Raw genomic sequence first — 16,629 nt, 5'->3', positions numbered from 1 at the left:
CGCGTCCGGAACGACGCCGAACGCACGCCACACCTCCGCCAGCGACACCATCACCGACCACAGCACCGGCTGCACCACATCGACCCGCGCCAGCAACCGCTCCGAGCCCAACGCCTCCGCCAACGACCAGTCGACGTAAGGCGCCAACGCCCGCCCGCACTCCGCCATCCGCCCCGCGAACACCTCCGACCCGGCCAGCAGCTCCGCGGCCATCCCCACCCACTGCGAACCCTGACCCGGGAACACCAACACCGAACGGCCCGAGGACACACCGTCGCCCCGCACCAGCCCCGGCACCGATCGGCCCTCCGCCAGCGCCTTCACGCCGTCGAGCAGTCGGTCCGGGTCGGTGCCCACCACCACGGCGCGCCGTTCGAAGGCGGTCCGCGTGAGGGCGAGGGCGCGGCCGGTGTCGGCGGCCCGCAGGGGTGCGGGGTCGGCGCTCAGGTGTGCCAGCAGCCGGGCCGCCTGGTCGCGCAGCGCCTCGTCGGTACGCCCCGACAGCACCCAGGGCAGCGGGTACGCATCGCCATCGGCCGCCGTGTCGGCCGCCGGTTCGGCTTCCTCCGCCGGGGCCTGTTCCAGGATCAGATGGGCGTTGGTGCCGCTGACGCCGAAGGCGGACACCCCGGCCCGGCGCGGGCGTCCCGTGTCGTCCCAGACGCGGGCCTCGGAGAGGATCTCCACGGCTCCCGACGACCAGTTCACCATGGGCGTCGGCCGGTCCGCGTGCAGGGTCCTGGGCAGTTCGCCGTGCTCGATCGCCAGCACCATCTTGATGACGCCGCCCACTCCGGCCGCCGCCGACGTGTGGCCGATGTTCGACTTCAACGAGCCCAGCCACAAAGGCCGTTCGGCGGGCCGGTCCTGGCCGTAGGTGGCCAGCAGGGCCTGCGCCTCGATCGGGTCGCCTAGCACGGTGCCGGTGCCGTGCGCCTCCACCACGTCCACCTCGGACGGCGACAGGTCCGCGTCCGCGAGCGCCGCCCTGATCACCCGCTGCTGCGACGGACCGCTCGGCGCGGTCAGCCCGTTGCTCGCACCGTCCTGGTTCGTGGCCGAACCCCGGATGACGGCCAGCACCGGGTGCCCGTTGCGCCGCGCGTCCGACAGCCGTTCCAGCAGCAGGACGCCGGCGCCCTCGGACCAACCGGTTCCGTCCGCGTCGGCCCCGAACGCCTTGCAGCGGCCGTCGGCCGACAGTGCCCGCTGGCGGCTGAACGCCACGAACGCGTCGGGGGTCGCCATCACCGACACCCCGCCGGCCAGGGCCAGCGTGCAGTCGCCGGCCCGCAGGGCCCGGATCGCCAGGTGCAGGGCGACCAGAGAAGAGGAGCAGGCCGTGTCCACGGTCACCGCGGGCCCTTCCAGGCCCAGGATGTAGGCGATCCGGCCGGAGACCACACTGCTCGCGGTCCCGGTGTCCAACAGGCCCTGGACCTCGGGGAGGTGGCGCGAACCCGCGCCGTAGCCGTTGCCGATCGCCCCGAGGAAGACACCCGTGCCGGTGCACCGCAGCGTGCGGGGGTCGATCGCGGCCCGCTCGACCGCCTCCCAGGCGGTCTCCAGTGCCAGCCGCTGCTGGGGGTCCATGGCCAGGGCCTCGCGCGGCGAGATGCCGAAGAACTCCGCGTCGAACTCGGCGGCGTCGTGCAGGAAGCCGCCGTGCCGGGTGTAGGACGTACCGGGCCGCTCGGGGTCCGGGTCGTAGAGGCCCTCCAGGTCCCAGCCGCGGTTGACCGGCCAGGCGGAGACCGCGTCGGCGCCCTGGGAGACCAGGTCCCACAGCAGTTCCGGCGTGTCGGCGCCGCCGGGATAGCGGCAGGCCATGGAGACGATGGCGATCGGTTCGTGGCGGGCCTGCTCGGCCTCGCGCAGCTGCCTCCGGGCGTCACCGAGGTCCGCGGTGGCGCGCCTGAGGTAGTCGAGCAGCTTCTTGTCGTCGGACATCAGTGCCAGCTCTCTTTCAGGCGTTTCCGAAGTCGTTGTCGAGCAGGGCGAACAGCTCGTCCGCTGTCGCCGTTTCCATCGCGGTGGCGGTGTGGTCCACCGGTCCTGGCGGTGGTGCCTCGCCGCCCGGTGCGCCGGTGCGCCGGCCCCAGCCGCGCAGCAGTTCGTTCAGCCGTTCGCCGACCCCGTCGGTGTCGGCCGCTCCGGGCGGGACGGCCGCGAGGAGCGCGGCCAGCCGGTCCAGCTCGGCCAGCAGCGGCGAGGGCGGTTCGGGCGCGGCGGACAGCTCCGCGTCCAGGTGGGCGGCGAGCGCCTCTGGCGTCGGGTGGTCGAAGACGACCGTCGGCGGGACGGCCAGCCCGGTGGCCTCGCACAGCGCGTTCCTGAACCGCACCGCGAGCATCGAGTCGAAGCCGATCTCGGAGAAGGCGCGTTCCGGGCGCACCGGACCGGTTCCGGAATGGCCGAGGACCGCGGCCGCGTGCCGGACGACCAGGTCGAGCACCGCTTGGCGGCGTGCCTGCCGATCCAGCGGGGCCAGCCGGGCGGCCAGTCGTGCGGCGGGGGTGCCGTCCTCGTCGCCCGCGGTCCGCGGAGTGTCCACGGCCGGCGCCGCGGCGGTGGCCGCGGCGGCCGTCCGGCCCGGTGTGGGCAGCCAGTACCGGTCGCGCTGGAAGGGGTACGTCGGCAGCAGGACGGGTGCCGGGCCGCCCGGCCCGGGGGCCCCCGTCCAGGGCGACCAGTCCACCGGGCCGCCGCCGGCCGCCCACGCCTCGGTCAGTGAGGCCAGCAGCCGGTCCCGGCCGCCGTCGCCGCGCCGCAGCGTGCCGACCGCCGACACCTCCCGCCCGGCCTCCGCGGCCACCGCCTCGATCCCGGCGAGCAGCACCGGATGCGGGCTGACCTCGACGAGCAGGGTGTGGCCCGCGTCGAGCAGGGCGCGGGTCGCTCCGACGAAGTCGACCGGCTCGCGCAGGTTGCGGTACCAGTAGGCGGCGTCGAGCGATTCTCCGGCGACGGGTTCGCCGGTCACCGTCGAGTAGAGCGGGACGGCCGAGGCGCGGGGGCGTATCCCGGTGAGGGCTTCGCGCAGTTCGTCCTCGATCTCGGCGACCTGGGCCGAGTGGGCCGCGTAGTCCACCGGGATCGCCTTGGCCCGTACACCTTCCCGATCGCAGGCCGCGAGCAGGGCGGCCAGCTCCTCGGGCTCCCCGGCGACGACCACGGCGTCGGGGCCGTTCACCGCGGCCACGCAGAGGCGTCCGCCGGCGGGCATCAGGCCCGTGGTCCGCTCGGCGGAGGCGGCGACCGACACCATGCCGCCGCGTCCCGCCAGCCTCAGCAGCGCCCGGCTGCGCCGCGCCACCACGAGGGCCGCGTCGTCGAGCGACAGCGCTCCGGCGACGTGGGCGGCGGCGATCTCGCCCTGGCTGTGTCCGACGACCGCGTCCGGGGTGACCCCGGTGTCGCGCCAGTGCGCGGCCAGCGCGACCATCACGGCGAAGAGCACCGGCTGGACGACGTCCACGCGGTCGAGCGTCGGCGCGCCGGGCGCGCCGCGCAGCACCTCGGTCAGGGACCAGTCGGTGTGCGGGGCGAGCGCCCGTTCGCAGGCGGCGATCGCGGCGGCGAACGGCGCGGAGGCGTCGAGCGCCGCCGCGGCCATGCCGGCCCACTGCGAGCCCTGGCCGGGGAAGACGAAGGCCGTACGGCCGCCGCGCGCCCGGTCCCGCACCGCGTCGGGCGCGGGTTCGCCCGCCGCGAGGGCGTCCAGTCGGCCGAGGAGCGCGTCGCGGTCGCGGCCGACGGCTGCTGCCCGGAAGGGCAGGGCGGGGCGGGTGGTGGCGAGCGCACGGGCCGGGGCGGCGGCGCCCCCGTCGGGGCCGGCCCGCAGGTGCTCGACCAGTCGGCTCGCCTGTCGGCGCAGGGCCTCGGGGGTCATGGCGGAGAGCAGCCACGGAACGGTGGTCCCGGTGTCCTCGGACGGTTCGCCGTCCGTGCCGTCGGGCAGCGGGGCGTCGTCGGCTGCGGGCGCTTCCTCCAGAACGGCGTGGGCATTGGTGCCGCTCATGCCGAACGCGGAGACGCCGGCCCGGCGCGGCCGGTCCCCGTCCGGGGCTTCCCAGGGGCGGGCGTCCGCGAGCAGCCGGACCGCGCCGGCCGACCAGTCCACCCGGCTGGACGCCTCCTGTGCGTGCAGGGTGCCGGGGAGCACGCCGTTGCGCAGCGCGAGCACGGTCTTGATGACGCCGGCGACCCCGGCGGCGGCCTGGGTGTGCCCGATGTTGGACTTCAGCGATCCCAGCCACAGCGGGCGGTCGGCGGGCCGGTCCTGGCCGTAGGTGGCCAGCAGGGCCTGCGCCTCGATGGGGTCGCCGAGCACGGTGCCGGTGCCGTGCCCCTCGACCAGGTCGATATCGGCGCCGGACAGTCCTGCCGCGGCCAGCGCGGTCCTGATCACCCGCTGCTGCGCGGGGCCGCTCGGAGCGGTGAGGCCGTTGCTGGCACCGTCCTGGTTCACCGCGGTGCCCCGGACGAGGGCGAGGACCGGATGTCCGAGGCGGCGCGCGTCGGAGAGGCGTTCCACCAGCAGGACGCCCACCCCTTCGCCCCAGCCCGTGCCGTTCGCCGCTTCGGCGAAGGAGCGGCAGCGGCCGTCGGGCGACAGGCCCTGCTGACGGCTGAACTCGACGAAGACGTCCGGGCTCGCCATCACCGCGGCGCCGCCGACCAGGGCGAACGAGCAGTCGCCGGCGCGCAGTGCCTGGCCGGCCAGGTGCAGTGCCACCAGCGAGGACGAGCAGGCCGTCTCCACGGTCACGGCGGGGCCGCCGAGTCCGAGGGTGTAGGCGACGCGGCCGGAGGCGACGCTGGTGACCGTGCCGCTGAGGAGGTGCCCCTCGATCTCGTCGGACGGGTCCTGCGGGCCGGTGCCGTAGCCCTGGGCGGCGACGCCGACGTAGACGCCGCCCTCGCTGCCGCGGACCGACGCGGGGTCGAGTCCGGCCCGCTCCAGCGCCTCCCAGCTGGTTTCGAGGAGCAGTCGCTGCTGCGGGTCCATGGCCAGTGCTTCGCGCGGGGAGATGCCGAAGAACTCCGCGTCGAACTCGGCCGCGCCGTCCAGGAATCCGCCGCCGGTGGTGTAGAAGGTGCCCGGGTGCAGGGGGTCCGGGTCGTAGAGAGTGTCCAGCGGCCAGCCGCGGTCGGCGGGCAGCGCGGCGACCGCGTCCACTCCGTCGGCCACCAGCTGCCACAGGTCCTCGGGCGAGCGGACGCCGCCCGGGAACCGGCAGGCCATCGAGACGATCGCCAGGGGTTCGTCGGCCGCCGCGGGCCCGGCCGCGCCGTCGGCGGCCGCGGAGTCCGTCGCGGCCGTGCCGGTCGTGCGGTCGGCGTCCGGTTCGGTGCCGCTCAGCTCGGCGAAGAGGTGGGCGGCGAGCGCGGCTGCCGTCGGGTGGTCGAAGACGGTGGTGAACGCGAGCGGCAGAGCGGTGGCCGCGACCAGCCGGTTGCGGAGTTCGACGGCGGTGAGCGAGTCGAAGCCCAGCTCGCGGAACGGGCGGTCGGCCATGAGGCCGGCGGCCGACTCGTGGCCCAGCACGGCGGCCGCTTCGCTCCGCACCAGCTCCGTCAGCAGTTTGCGGCCCTCGGGCCCGGACAGTCGGTGCAGCCGGTGCGGCCACGACGGGTCGCCGCCCGTGCCGGGTCCGGACCCGGCGGAGGTGTCCGCGTCCGCGGGGTCGCCGTCCGCCGCCCGGGGCTCCGGGGCGGCCGACAGGCCGCGCAGCAGCGCGCTCTCCCGGACCGAGCCGAAGATCGGCGCGAAGCGGCTCCAGTCCAGCTCGGCGACGACCGGTTCGCCCTCGTCCAGGGCCAGCGCCAGGCCGAGCGCGGAGAGCGCCGCCGCAGGGTCCATCGGCACCAGCCCGTGGCGGCGCAGGCCGTCGCCGACCGCGCCCTCGGCCATGCCCGCGCCGGCCCAGGGGCCCCAGGCCACCGAGGTCGCCGTCAGGCCCCGGCCGCGCCGCGCCGCGGCGAGGCCGTCCAGGTAGGCGTTGGCCGCCGCGTAGGCGCCCTGGCCGCCGCTGCCCCAGGTGCCCGAGATCGAGGAGAACAGCACGAAGGCGTCCAGCGGGCGGTCTTCGAACAGGGCGTCGAGGTGGGCCGCGCCGCACGTCTTGGCCGCCGTCCGCCGGGCCAGTTCCTCCGGCGTGCAGTCCATCAGCGCGGTGTCCGAGGTGAGTCCGGCGGTGTGCACCACGGCCCGTACGGTGTCGCCCTCGTCGCGCAGCCGCCCCAGGACCCGCTCCAGCGCGGTGCGGTCGGCGACGTCGCAGGCCAGCAGGGTGCTCCGGGCGCCGAGCGCCGCCAGGGCGTCGGCCAGCGCGTCGGCTCCCGGGGCCTCGGGGCCCCGCCTGCTGAGCAGGACCAGGTGGTCCGCGCCGCGCTCCGCGAGCCAGCGCGCCACCTGGGCGCCGAGGCCTCCGGTGCCGCCGGTGACGAGGACCGTGCCGCGCGGCGTCCACGGTGCGGGCGCGGGTGTCGCGGGCTCCGGCGCGGGAACGAGCCGACGGCCCACCGGTGCCGGCGCGCGGACGGCCACCTGGTCCTCGCCGTCCCGTCCGGCCAGCACAGCGCACAGCCCGTCCAGCGCGGGCCCGTCCAGCAGGTCCGGCAGGTCGACCAGGCCGCCCCAGCGCAGCGGGTGCTCCAGTGCCGCCACCCGGCCCAGGCCCCACACCTGGGCCTGCACGGGGCGGACCTCCTCCGTGCCGTCGGCTGCCACCGCGCCGCGGGTGGCGCACCACAGGGGTGCGTCGATGCCGCTGTCGCCCAGGGCCTGGAGCAGCAGCAGGGTCCCGGTCAGGCAGGCGTCGAGCGTCGGCAGGCCCGGGCGGGGGCCCTGAGCCAGGGCCAGCAGCGACAGGACGCCGTCCAAGGAGCCGAACTCCGGGAGCAGCGAGGCCAGTTCGGCGCGTTCGGCGGCGACCCCGACCCGGATCACGACCACGTCGGCGCCGTGTCCGGCGAGCGCCTGTTCGCAGGCGAGTGCGGTGTCCTCGGCACCGGGTCCGTCCGGGGTGACGAGCAGCCAGCGGCCGGAGAGGCGGGGCTCCGCGGGCGCGGTGAGCGGCTCCCATGCGATGCGGTAGCGGCGGGGGCCGGCGGGGACCTCGGTCTCCCGGCGGGAGCGCCGGGCGGCGGGGGCCGGGTCCGGCGCGGCCACCGGCCAGAAGCGCCTGCGCTGGAAGGCGTAGGTGGGCAGGTCGACCCGCCGCACGTCGGTGCCGCTCCAGCCCGCCGACCAGTCCACCGCCACGCCGCGCAGGTGCAGCGAGGCGAGTGCGGCGCGGACCGCGTCCGGCTCGCCGCGGCTGTCGCTCAGCAGCGGCACCGTCCCGGGGCCGCCGGGGGTGGGGGTGGCGTCGGGGAGGCAGGTGTGGAGCATGCCGGACAGCACGCCGCCCGGTCCGAGTTCGAGGTACGTCGTCGCGCCCTCGGCCCACAGCCGGCGGGCCCCTTCCAGGAAACGCACGGTGCCCCGGACGTGGCGCACCCAGTGCTCGGGGGAACGGAGTTCCGCGGCCGTGGCCGTGCGCCCGGTCAGGTTGGAGACGATCTCGATGCCGGGCGCGTGGTACGTCAGCGACTCGGCCACGTCCCGGAACGCGTCGAGCATCCCGTCCATCCGGGCGGAGTGGAACGCGTGGCTCACGCTCAGCCGGCGGGTGCGCCGCCCCCGGGAGCGGAACGCCCCGGCCAGGCGCAGCACAGCGTCCGCGTCACCGGACAGGACCACTGAGGTGGGCCCGTTGACGGCGGCGATGTCCACCGCGTCCCGGCCCGCTTCCGTCTCCGGGAGGGGGTGCCCGGTGCGGTCGTCCAGCAGGGCCTGGTGCACTTCCTCCTCGGTGGCCTCCACCGCCACCATCGCCCCGCCCTCGGGCAGTTCGTCCATCAGCCGGCCCCGGGCCGTTACCAGCGCGCAGGCATCGGGCAGGTCCAGCACGCCCGCCGCGTGGGCGGCGGCGAGTTCGCCGACGGAGTGCCCCATCAGCAGGTCGGGCCGCACACCCCAGTGCTGCACGAGCCGGAACAGCGCCGTCTCCAGGGCGAACAACGCGGGCTGGGTGTACCGGGTGCGGTCGAGCAGCGCCGCACCGGGGGTTCCGGGCTCGGCGAACAGGATGTCGCGCAGGGGCAGGTCGAGGTGCGGGTCCAGGCCGGTCAGCACCTCGTCGAGGGCGTCGGCGAACACCGGGTCGTCGCGGTAGAGCTCCGCGCCGGCTCCGGCCCGCTGGCTGCCTTGTCCCGGGAAGAGGAAGGCGGTCCGGCCGGAGCGCACGGCGCCTCCGGTGAGCAGGTGGCCCGATGCCGTGCCGCGCGCGAGTGCGGTGAGCGAGCGTCGGACGGATGCCCGGTCCCGTCCCAGGACGGCGGCCCGGTGTGCGAGCGGGGCCCGTCCCGTGGCGAGCGAGTAGGCGACGTCCGCCAGTTCGGCGTCCGGGTCGGCATCGAGCCGGCTCACCAGCCGGCCGGCCTGTGCCCGCAGGGCCTCCGGTGTGCCGGCCGAGAGCAGCAGCGGCACGGGCGGGGCGGCCCGGCGCGCGGTGGCCGTCGTGGCGGTGTCCGGGGTGGGCACGGCCGAGGTGTCGGTCCGCTCCGGGGCGGGCGCGACCGCGACGGCCGGTGCCTGCTCGATGATCGCGTGCACGTTGGTGCCGCTGATGCCGAACGACGACACGCCTGCCCGGCGGGGGTTCCCGGTCTCCGGCCACGGGGTGTGCGCGGTGAGCAGGCGGATGGCACCGTCGGACCAGTCGACGTGCGGGTTCGGCGTCCCGGCGTGCAGGGTTCCCGGCAGTTCGCCGTGGCGGATGGCCAGCACCATCTTCATCACTCCGGCCACCCCGGCCGCCGCCTGGGTGTGCCCGATGTTCGACTTCACGGAGCCGAGCCACAGCGGCCGGTCCGCCGTGCGCGCCGGCCCGTGGACGGCCTGGAGCGCCTGCGCTTCGATGGGGTCGCCGAGCTTCGTGCCGGTGCCGTGGGCCTCGATCGCGTCGATCTGGTCGGCGCGCAGCGCGGCGTCGGCCAGCGCGGCGCGGATGACCTGCTGCTGGGACGGGCCGTTGGGGGCGGTGAGCCCGTTGCTGGCGCCGTCCTGGTTCACGGCGGTGCCGCTGATCAGCGCGAGTACGGGGTGGCCGTGGCGCAGGGCGTCGCTGTGGCGCTCCAGCAGCAGCACTCCGGCGCCCTCGCCCCAGCCCGTGCCGTCCGCGTCCGCCGAGAACGCCTTGCACCGTCCGTCGGCGGCGAGCCCGCGCTGGCGGCTGAACTCCACGAAGAGCCGCGGGGTGCTCATCACCGTCACCCCGCCCGCGAGGGCCTGCTCGCAGTCGCCGCGCCGCAGTGCCTGCACGGCCAGGTGGAGCGCCACCAGCGACGAGGAGCACGCGGTGTCGACGGTGAGCGAGGGTCCCTGGAGGCCGAGGACGTAGGACAGCCGCCCGGACAGCACGCTGGCCGTGTTCCCGGTCAGCAGATGGCCCTCGGACACGCCCTCGGCGCCCTGCAGCAGCGCGGAGTAGTCCTGGCCGTTGGTACCGATGTAGACGCCGACCTGCCGGTCCTTCAGCGCGGTCGGGTCCTGCCCGGAGCCCTCGACCGCCTCCCAGGCGGTCTCCAGGAGCAGCCGCTGCTGCGGGTCCATGGCCAGGGCCTCGCGCGGCGAGATGCCGAAGAACTCCGCGTCGAACTCGGGGGCGTCGTGCAGGAAGCCGCCCTGCATGCTGTACGTGGTGCCGGCGTGGTCGGGGTCCGGGTCGTACAGCCCCTCGGTGTCCCAGCCCCGGTTCGACGGCCAGTCGCCGACGGCGTCGGTGCCCTTCGAGAGCAGGTGCCAGAAGTCCTCGGGCCCTGCGACCCCGCCGGGGAAGCGGCAGCCCATGCCGACGATCGCGATCGGCTCGTTGCCGCCGGGTGCCGCCGCCCGGCCCGCCCCGGCATCGACGGAGCCGGCGGGCCCGGCGGTGCCGCTCGCGGCGTCCGGCAGGTCCAGGTCCGCGAGCAGCCGGTCGGCCAGTGCCGACGGTGTGGGATGGTCGAACAGGACGGTGGCGGGCAGGGCCAGTCCGGTGACGGCGGTGAGCCGGTTGCGCAGCTCCACCGCCGTCAGCGAGTCGAAGCCGAGCGCGAAGAACGCCTTTCCGGGCTGGACCGTGTCGACGTCGGGGTGGCGCAGGACCGACGCCGCGTGGGTGCGTACCAGTTCGGTGAGGGTCCTGACCCGGTCCTCGTGGCGCGGCAGTACGGCGATCTGCTGCCGCAGGGCGTCGGCGGAGTCGCCGCCTTCCCGGACCGCCGACGGTGCGGTGGTGTCCTGGACGGGCCTCGCGGCAGCCGGGTCCGGTATCCCGTGGAGGAGGGCGGCGGTCCACCGGCCCCTGCCCGTGGTGAAGCGCCTCCAGTCGACATCGGCGACCACGACCAGTTCGTCGTCCTCCGCGAGCGCCCGGCCGATCGCGGTGACGGCCGTTTCGGGCTCCATCACCGGCATGCCGAAGTCCCGCAGCCGTGCGGCGACCTCGTCCGCCAGCATGCCCGGCCCGGCCCAGGCGCCCCAGGCCACGGACGTGCCGGGCAGCCCGGCGGCACGGCGGGCGGCGACGAGTGCGTCGACGGCCGCGTTGGCGGCCGCGTAGTTGCCCTGCCCGGCGTTGCCCACGACGCCCATCACCGACGAGAACACCACGAAGGCCGACAGGTCGAGACCCGCGGTGGCCTCGTGCAGGTTCCGTGCGGCGGTCAGCTTGGCGCGCAGCACCACGGCGAGCCGCGCGGGGTCCAGCGCGTCGAGCACACCGTCGTCGAGGACGCCCGCCGCGTGGATGACGGCGGACAGCGGGTATCGCGCCGGGATGTCGGCGAGCAGCGCCGCCACTGCGGCCGGGTCGGCGACGTCGCAGGCCGCGAAGGCCACTTCGGCGCCCAGCGCCGTCAGTTCCGCCCGCAGCACGTCCGTACCGGGGGCGTCGGCGCCGCGTCGGCCGACCAGCAGCAGCCGCTCCGCGCCCTGGCCCGCCAGCCAGCGCGCCGTGTGCGAGCCGACGCCGCCGGTGCCGCCGGTGACCAGGACCGTGCCCCGCCACCGGACGTCCGGGCCGCCTGCACGGGCCTTCGGCGACCCGGACGACGCGGGGCGGAGCCGGCGTCCGTGGACCCCGGTGGAGCGCACCGCCACCTGTTCCTCGTCGGCCGCGGCTCCCGCGAGCACCGCGCACAGGCGGCGGGCGGCCCGTGCGTCCAGCACCTCGGGCAGGTCGACCAGGCCGCCCCGGCGGTGCGGGTGCTCCAGGGCCAGCGTCCGGCCCAGGGCGGCGGAGGCGGCCTGACCGACGTGTCCGGGCCGCTCCGCGCCGCCCAGGACCGCCAGTCCCTTCGTCAGCGTCCAGAGCCGGGCCTGGATGCCCGCGTCCTCCAGTGCCTGGGCCAGCGCGAGGGTCAGCGCCGGGCCACCGGGCAGGTCGGGGTGTTCGGGGTGGGGGCGCTCCTCCCAGGACAACAGGGACAGCACCCCGGCGATCGGCTGCTCCCCGGCGGTCTCCGTGAGCAGGGCGGCCAGCTGTTCGCGGGTCGCGCCCGGATCGGCGACGACGCACGGGAGGAGGCCGGCTCCGGCCTCGCCGAGGGCGTCCAGGACGGCCGCCGCGTCACCGCCCTCGGGACGCAAAGCGAGCCAGCGGCCGGGGAGGCCGTCCGTCGGCGTGACCGACAGGGGTGCCCAGGCGACGTGGTAGCGCCAGGATTCCGCCTTCCGCTCACGGCTCCTGACGGAGCGCCAGGCTGCCAGTGCGGGCAGGACTTCGTCCAGGGCGGCATGGCCGACCCCGAGGATTTCGGCGAGCCGGGTGGGGTCCTGCAGTTCCAGGTCGTCCCAGCGGTCCTCGGCGGGGGCGGCCGGGATGGCGGCGGGGGCCGTCAGCCAGTAGCGGGTGCGCTGGAAGGCGTAGGTCGGCAGCTCAACGCGCCGGGCCCCCGGGAACGCCCGCGGCCAGTCCACCTCCAGCCCGCGCTCCCAGCCACGGCCGACCGCGCGCAGCACCTGCGCCGGACCGCCCTCCCCGCGACGCAACGTCCCCAGCACCGCGGCGTCCGCACCCGCGGCCTCCACCGACTCCCCCACCGCCACCGACAGCACGGGGTGCGGGCTGGACTCGATGAAGACGCGGTGCCCGGCCGCCAGGAGCGCGCGGGTGGCCTGCTCGAACTCGACGGTCTCCCGCAGGTTGCGGTACCAGTACTCGGCGTCCAGGGCCTTCGTGTCCAACAGGCCGCCCGTGACGCTCGAATAGAACGGCACCGCACCGGACAGCGGCACGATGCCGTCCAGGTCGGCGAGCAGCCGCTCGCGGACCTCCTCCACATGCGCGGAGTGCGACGCGTAGTCGACCTCGATCAGCCGCGCCCGCACCCCCTCCCCCACCAGAGCCTCCACCAACGCGGCGACCGCGTCCGCGTCACCCGACACCACCGTCGACGACGGACCGTTCACCGCCGCCACCGACAACCGGCCGCCGATCCGCTCCCGCACCGCCTCCACCGGCAGGGGAACCGACGCCATCCCGCCACGCCCCGCCAGCACCCCCACCGCACGGGAACGCAGCGCCACCACCCGCGCCCCGTCGTCGATGCTCAGACCACCCGCCACCACGGCGGCCGCGACCTCACCCTGCGAGTGGCCCACCACGGCGTCGACCGCCACACCGAACGAGCGCCACACCTCCGCCAGCGACACCATCACGGCCCACAGCACCGGCTGCACCACATCGACCCGCGCCAGCAGCGCCTCCGAGCCCAACGCCTCCGCCAACGACCAGTCGACATAAGGCGCCAGCGCCCGCTCGCACTCGGCCATCCGTTCCGCGAACACCTCCGACCCGGCCAGCAACTCCGCGGCCATCCCCACCCACTGCGAACCCTGACCCGGGAACACCAGCGCCACCCGACCGGAAACCAACCCGCCGCCGGACACCGCGGCACCCTGCGCCAGCGCCTTCACGCCGTCGAGCAGTTCGCTCCGGTCCCCACCCACCACCACCGCACGGTGCTCGAAGGACGCACGCCCCACCGCCAGCGAACAACCCACGTCCGCCACGTCGAGGCCGGGCTCCGCCGCCACCCGCGCCGCCAACGCCTCCGCCTGCGCGCGCAGTGCCTCGGCGCTGCGCGCCGACACCGGCCACACCACCGTCCCGGGACGCGGGGCGTCCTCCACCGCCTCGGCCGGCGCGGACTCCAGGATGACGTGGGCGTTGGTGCCGCTGATGCCGAAGGAGGACACGCCCGCCCGGCGCGGACGGCCCGTGTCGTCCCACGCACGGGCCTCCGTCAGCAGCCGGCCGGCGCCCGCCGACCAGTCCACCTCGGGTGTGGGACCGTCCACGTGCAGCGTCTTGGGCATCACGCCGTGCCGCAGCGCCAGCACCGACTTGATGACCCCCGCCACACCGGCCGCGGCTTGGGCGTGGCCGATGTTGGACTTCAGCGAGCCGATCCACACCGGCCGGTCCGAAGGCCGCCCCTGGCCGTACGTCGCCAGCAGCGCCTGCGCCTCGATCGGGTCACCCAACCGCGTCCCCGTACCGTGCGCCTCCACCACGTCCACCTCGGACGGCGACAGGTCCGCGTCCGCCAACGCCGCACGGATCACCCGCTGCTGCGACGGACCGTTCGGCGCCGTCAGACCGTTGCTCGCACCGTCCTGATTCACCGCCGAACCACGCACCACCGCCAGCACCGGATGCCCGTTGCGCCGCGCATCCGACAACCGCTCCACCAGCAGCATGCCCACGCCCTCGGCCAGGCCGAAGCCGTCGGCGGCCGCCGCGAACGCCTTGCAGCGGCCGTCCGGGGCCAGGCCGCCCTGCCGGCTGAACTCCACGAGCATGCCGACCGTGGACATCACGGTCGCGCCGCCGGCCAGCGCCAGCGAGCACTCGCCGGAGCGCAGCGCCCGGACCGCGAGGTGCAGGGCCACCAGCGAGGACGAGCACGCGGTGTCCACGGTGACCGCCGCTCCCTCCAGGCCGAGGGTGTAGGCCAGGCGGCCCGACGCGACGCTCCCGGTGTTGCCGGTGAGCAGGTGGCCGCCCTCGTCGGCGCCCTGTTCGAGGGAGGGGCCGTAGTCCATGGTCATCGCCCCGACGTAGACGCCCGTCGGGGTCCGCCGCAGGGTGGACGGGTCGATCCCGGCCCGCTCCAGCGCCTCCCAGGTGGTCTCCAGCAGCAGCCGCTGCTGCGGGTCCATGGCCAGCGCCTCGCGCGGCGAGATGCCGAAGAACTCCGCGTCGAAGTCGGCCGCTCCGGCGAGCGAACCCGCCTCCCGCTGGTAGAACCGGCCTGGTGTGCCCGGTGCGGGGTCGTACCGTCCGGCAGTGTCCCAGCCGCGGTCGTCGGGCAGCGCGGAGACGGCGTCAGCGCCCGCCGACACCAGCTCCCAGAGTTCGTCGGGGCTGCCGACCCCGCCGGGGTAGCGGCAGCCCATGCCGACGATCACCACGGGGTCGTCGTCCGCGGCCCGCCGCACCGGCTCGACCGCATCCGTACTCCCGTCCGGCCGGTCGCCGCGGATCCGGGCGCTGAGGTACGCGGCCAGGGCCGCCGGGGTCGGGCAGTCGAAGACGGCCGTCGCCGGGACGCGCAGCGCCGTCGCCGCGCTCAGCCGGTTGCGCAGCTCCACGGCGGTGACGGAGTCGAATCCCAGGTCGAGGAAGGCCACGTCGGCGGGGACCGGTTCGGACCGCCCGGTCACCGCGGCGATCTCCTCGTCCACCAGCCGTGCCAGCGCGGCGCGCCGTTCCGGGGCGTCCATTCCGGCCAGCTCCGCGCGGAACGCGCGGCCGACCTCCCGGCCGCCGCCCGCGTCGTCCGGCCCGTTCGCGTCGGCCGGGCCGGGCTCCGCGAGCGCCGCCAGGACGGCCGCCGGCAGTTCCGGTGCCCGGGCGTGCTGCCCGGCGGGCGGCGCTTCCCGTCCCGGGGCGGCACCGCACACGTACAGGTCACCGAGCGAGGCCAGGAACCGGCCCGGACCGTCCTGGTCCCGGCGCAGCGTCCCGAGGACGGCGGCCTGCGCGCCGTGTTCCTCCGCGCAGTCCGTGAGGGCGGAGGTCAGCACGGTGTGCGGACTGACCTCCAGCAGGACGCCGTACCCGTCCCGCAGCAGGGCGCCGGCCGCCTCGTGGAACCTGACCGTGTTGCGCAGGTTGCGGCACCAGTAGTCGGCGTCCAGGACCGGGGCGCCCAGTCGTCCGCCGGTCAGTCCGGAGTAGTAGGGCAGCCGCGGTGCGCGGGGCCGGATCGGTGCGAGGTCGGCGCGCATCCGGGGGATGATCGCGTCGATGTGGGGGGAGTGCGCGGCCAGGCCCACCGCGATCCGCCGTGCGTGCACCCCTTCCGCGGCCAGGTCGGCGAGGAATTCGGCCGCGGCGTCGCGGTCACCGGAGACGATCACGGACCGCGGACCGTTGTGCGCGGCGACGACGAGGCGGCCGTCCCAGCCGCGCAGCCGCGGCTCGACCTCGTCGGCCGGGGCCATGACGGAGACCATGTCGCCCTGCCCGGCCAGGGTCGCCTGGGCCTGGCTCCACAGGGCGACCACCCGCGCGGAGTCGTCCAGGGACAGCGCGCCGCTGACCGCGGCGGCGGTGACCTCGCCGACGCTGTGCCCGAGCACGGCGGCCGGTTCCACGCCGTGGAAGCGCCACAGCTCGGCGAGCGACACCGTCACGGCGAACAGCAGGGGCTGCACCACGTCGGCCCGGTCCGCGGCGGGCGCGCCCGGCGCGTCCGGGTCGCGGAGCACGTCGATCGGCGACCAGTCGACGAACGGTTCCAGGGCCTGCGCGCACGCGTCCATCCGGTCGCGGAACACTGCGGAGGTGTCCAGCAGGTCCACCGCCATCCGGGGCCATTGCGCGCCCTGTCCGGGAAACACGAAGGCGACCCGGCGGCCTACCGCTGCGGCACCCTCCACCAGGCCGGGCATGCTCCTGCCGTCGGCGAGCGCGTCCAGCCTCCGCAGGAACCCGTCGCGGCCGTCCGCCACCAGTGCCGCCCGCCGGCTCCCCTCGGAAGCGGTGCGCGCGAGGGTGAACGCGATGTCCTGGGGGCTCCAGTCGTCACGACCGGCCAGGTACGCGTGCAGGCCACGCGCGCCGGCCGCCAGCGACTCCTTGCCGCTGCCTGCCAGTGTCCACAGCAGCGATGCTTCCGTACCGTCGGGGTGCGCCATCGTGTCTTCGGACTCCTTCACGGCGAGCAGGACCATCAGTCGCCGGACCGTGGCGGGGGCCCGCTCCCACGGGTCGCGCGCCGACCGGGACGCCTTCGTCATGCCCGGCGTGTACCGCCACCGGACCTGCGACGTCGATCTTGCCCAAGTCGCATAGCGGCTCGATAGCGCAGGCCGCGACACGACGTGGACAGGGGAGCGGGCGGGTCGCGGAGCAGCGGGAGGCCCGCGCGCGCACCGTGGGGCGGGTCGACCGTCCGTTCCGGCGGACCGCTCCGGGCCCGGAGTTCGCGTCACCCCCGGCTCCCGCCAGATCCCGTCCGGTGCCGCCACGAACTCGGGGCGAGCCCCCCACCTCGACCCGCTACGTCGACGGGGGGCGGGCG

General features: G+C 76.0%; 2 protein-coding genes. Both read right to left on the bottom strand.

Features of this window, described 5'->3' with window-relative positions; all coding sequences use genetic code 11:
* The coding region (locus ACZ6EM_RS28060; RefSeq protein ID WP_465773521.1) for a type I polyketide synthase at positions 1-1,950 on the bottom strand (1,950 nt) is incomplete at its 3' end.
* 16 nt (positions 1,951-1,966) lie between these two features.
* Entirely contained in the window at positions 1,967-16,279 is a 14,313-nt protein-coding gene (locus ACZ6EM_RS28055) for a type I polyketide synthase (RefSeq protein ID WP_465773522.1), read from the bottom strand.
* Between the last annotated feature and the right edge of the window lie 350 nt (positions 16,280-16,629).

Source organism: Kitasatospora sp. NPDC041917, from assembly GCF_055589745.1.
The sequence above is the reverse complement of the archived record's forward strand: the minus strand, read 5'-3'. Positions and strand labels throughout refer to the sequence as shown.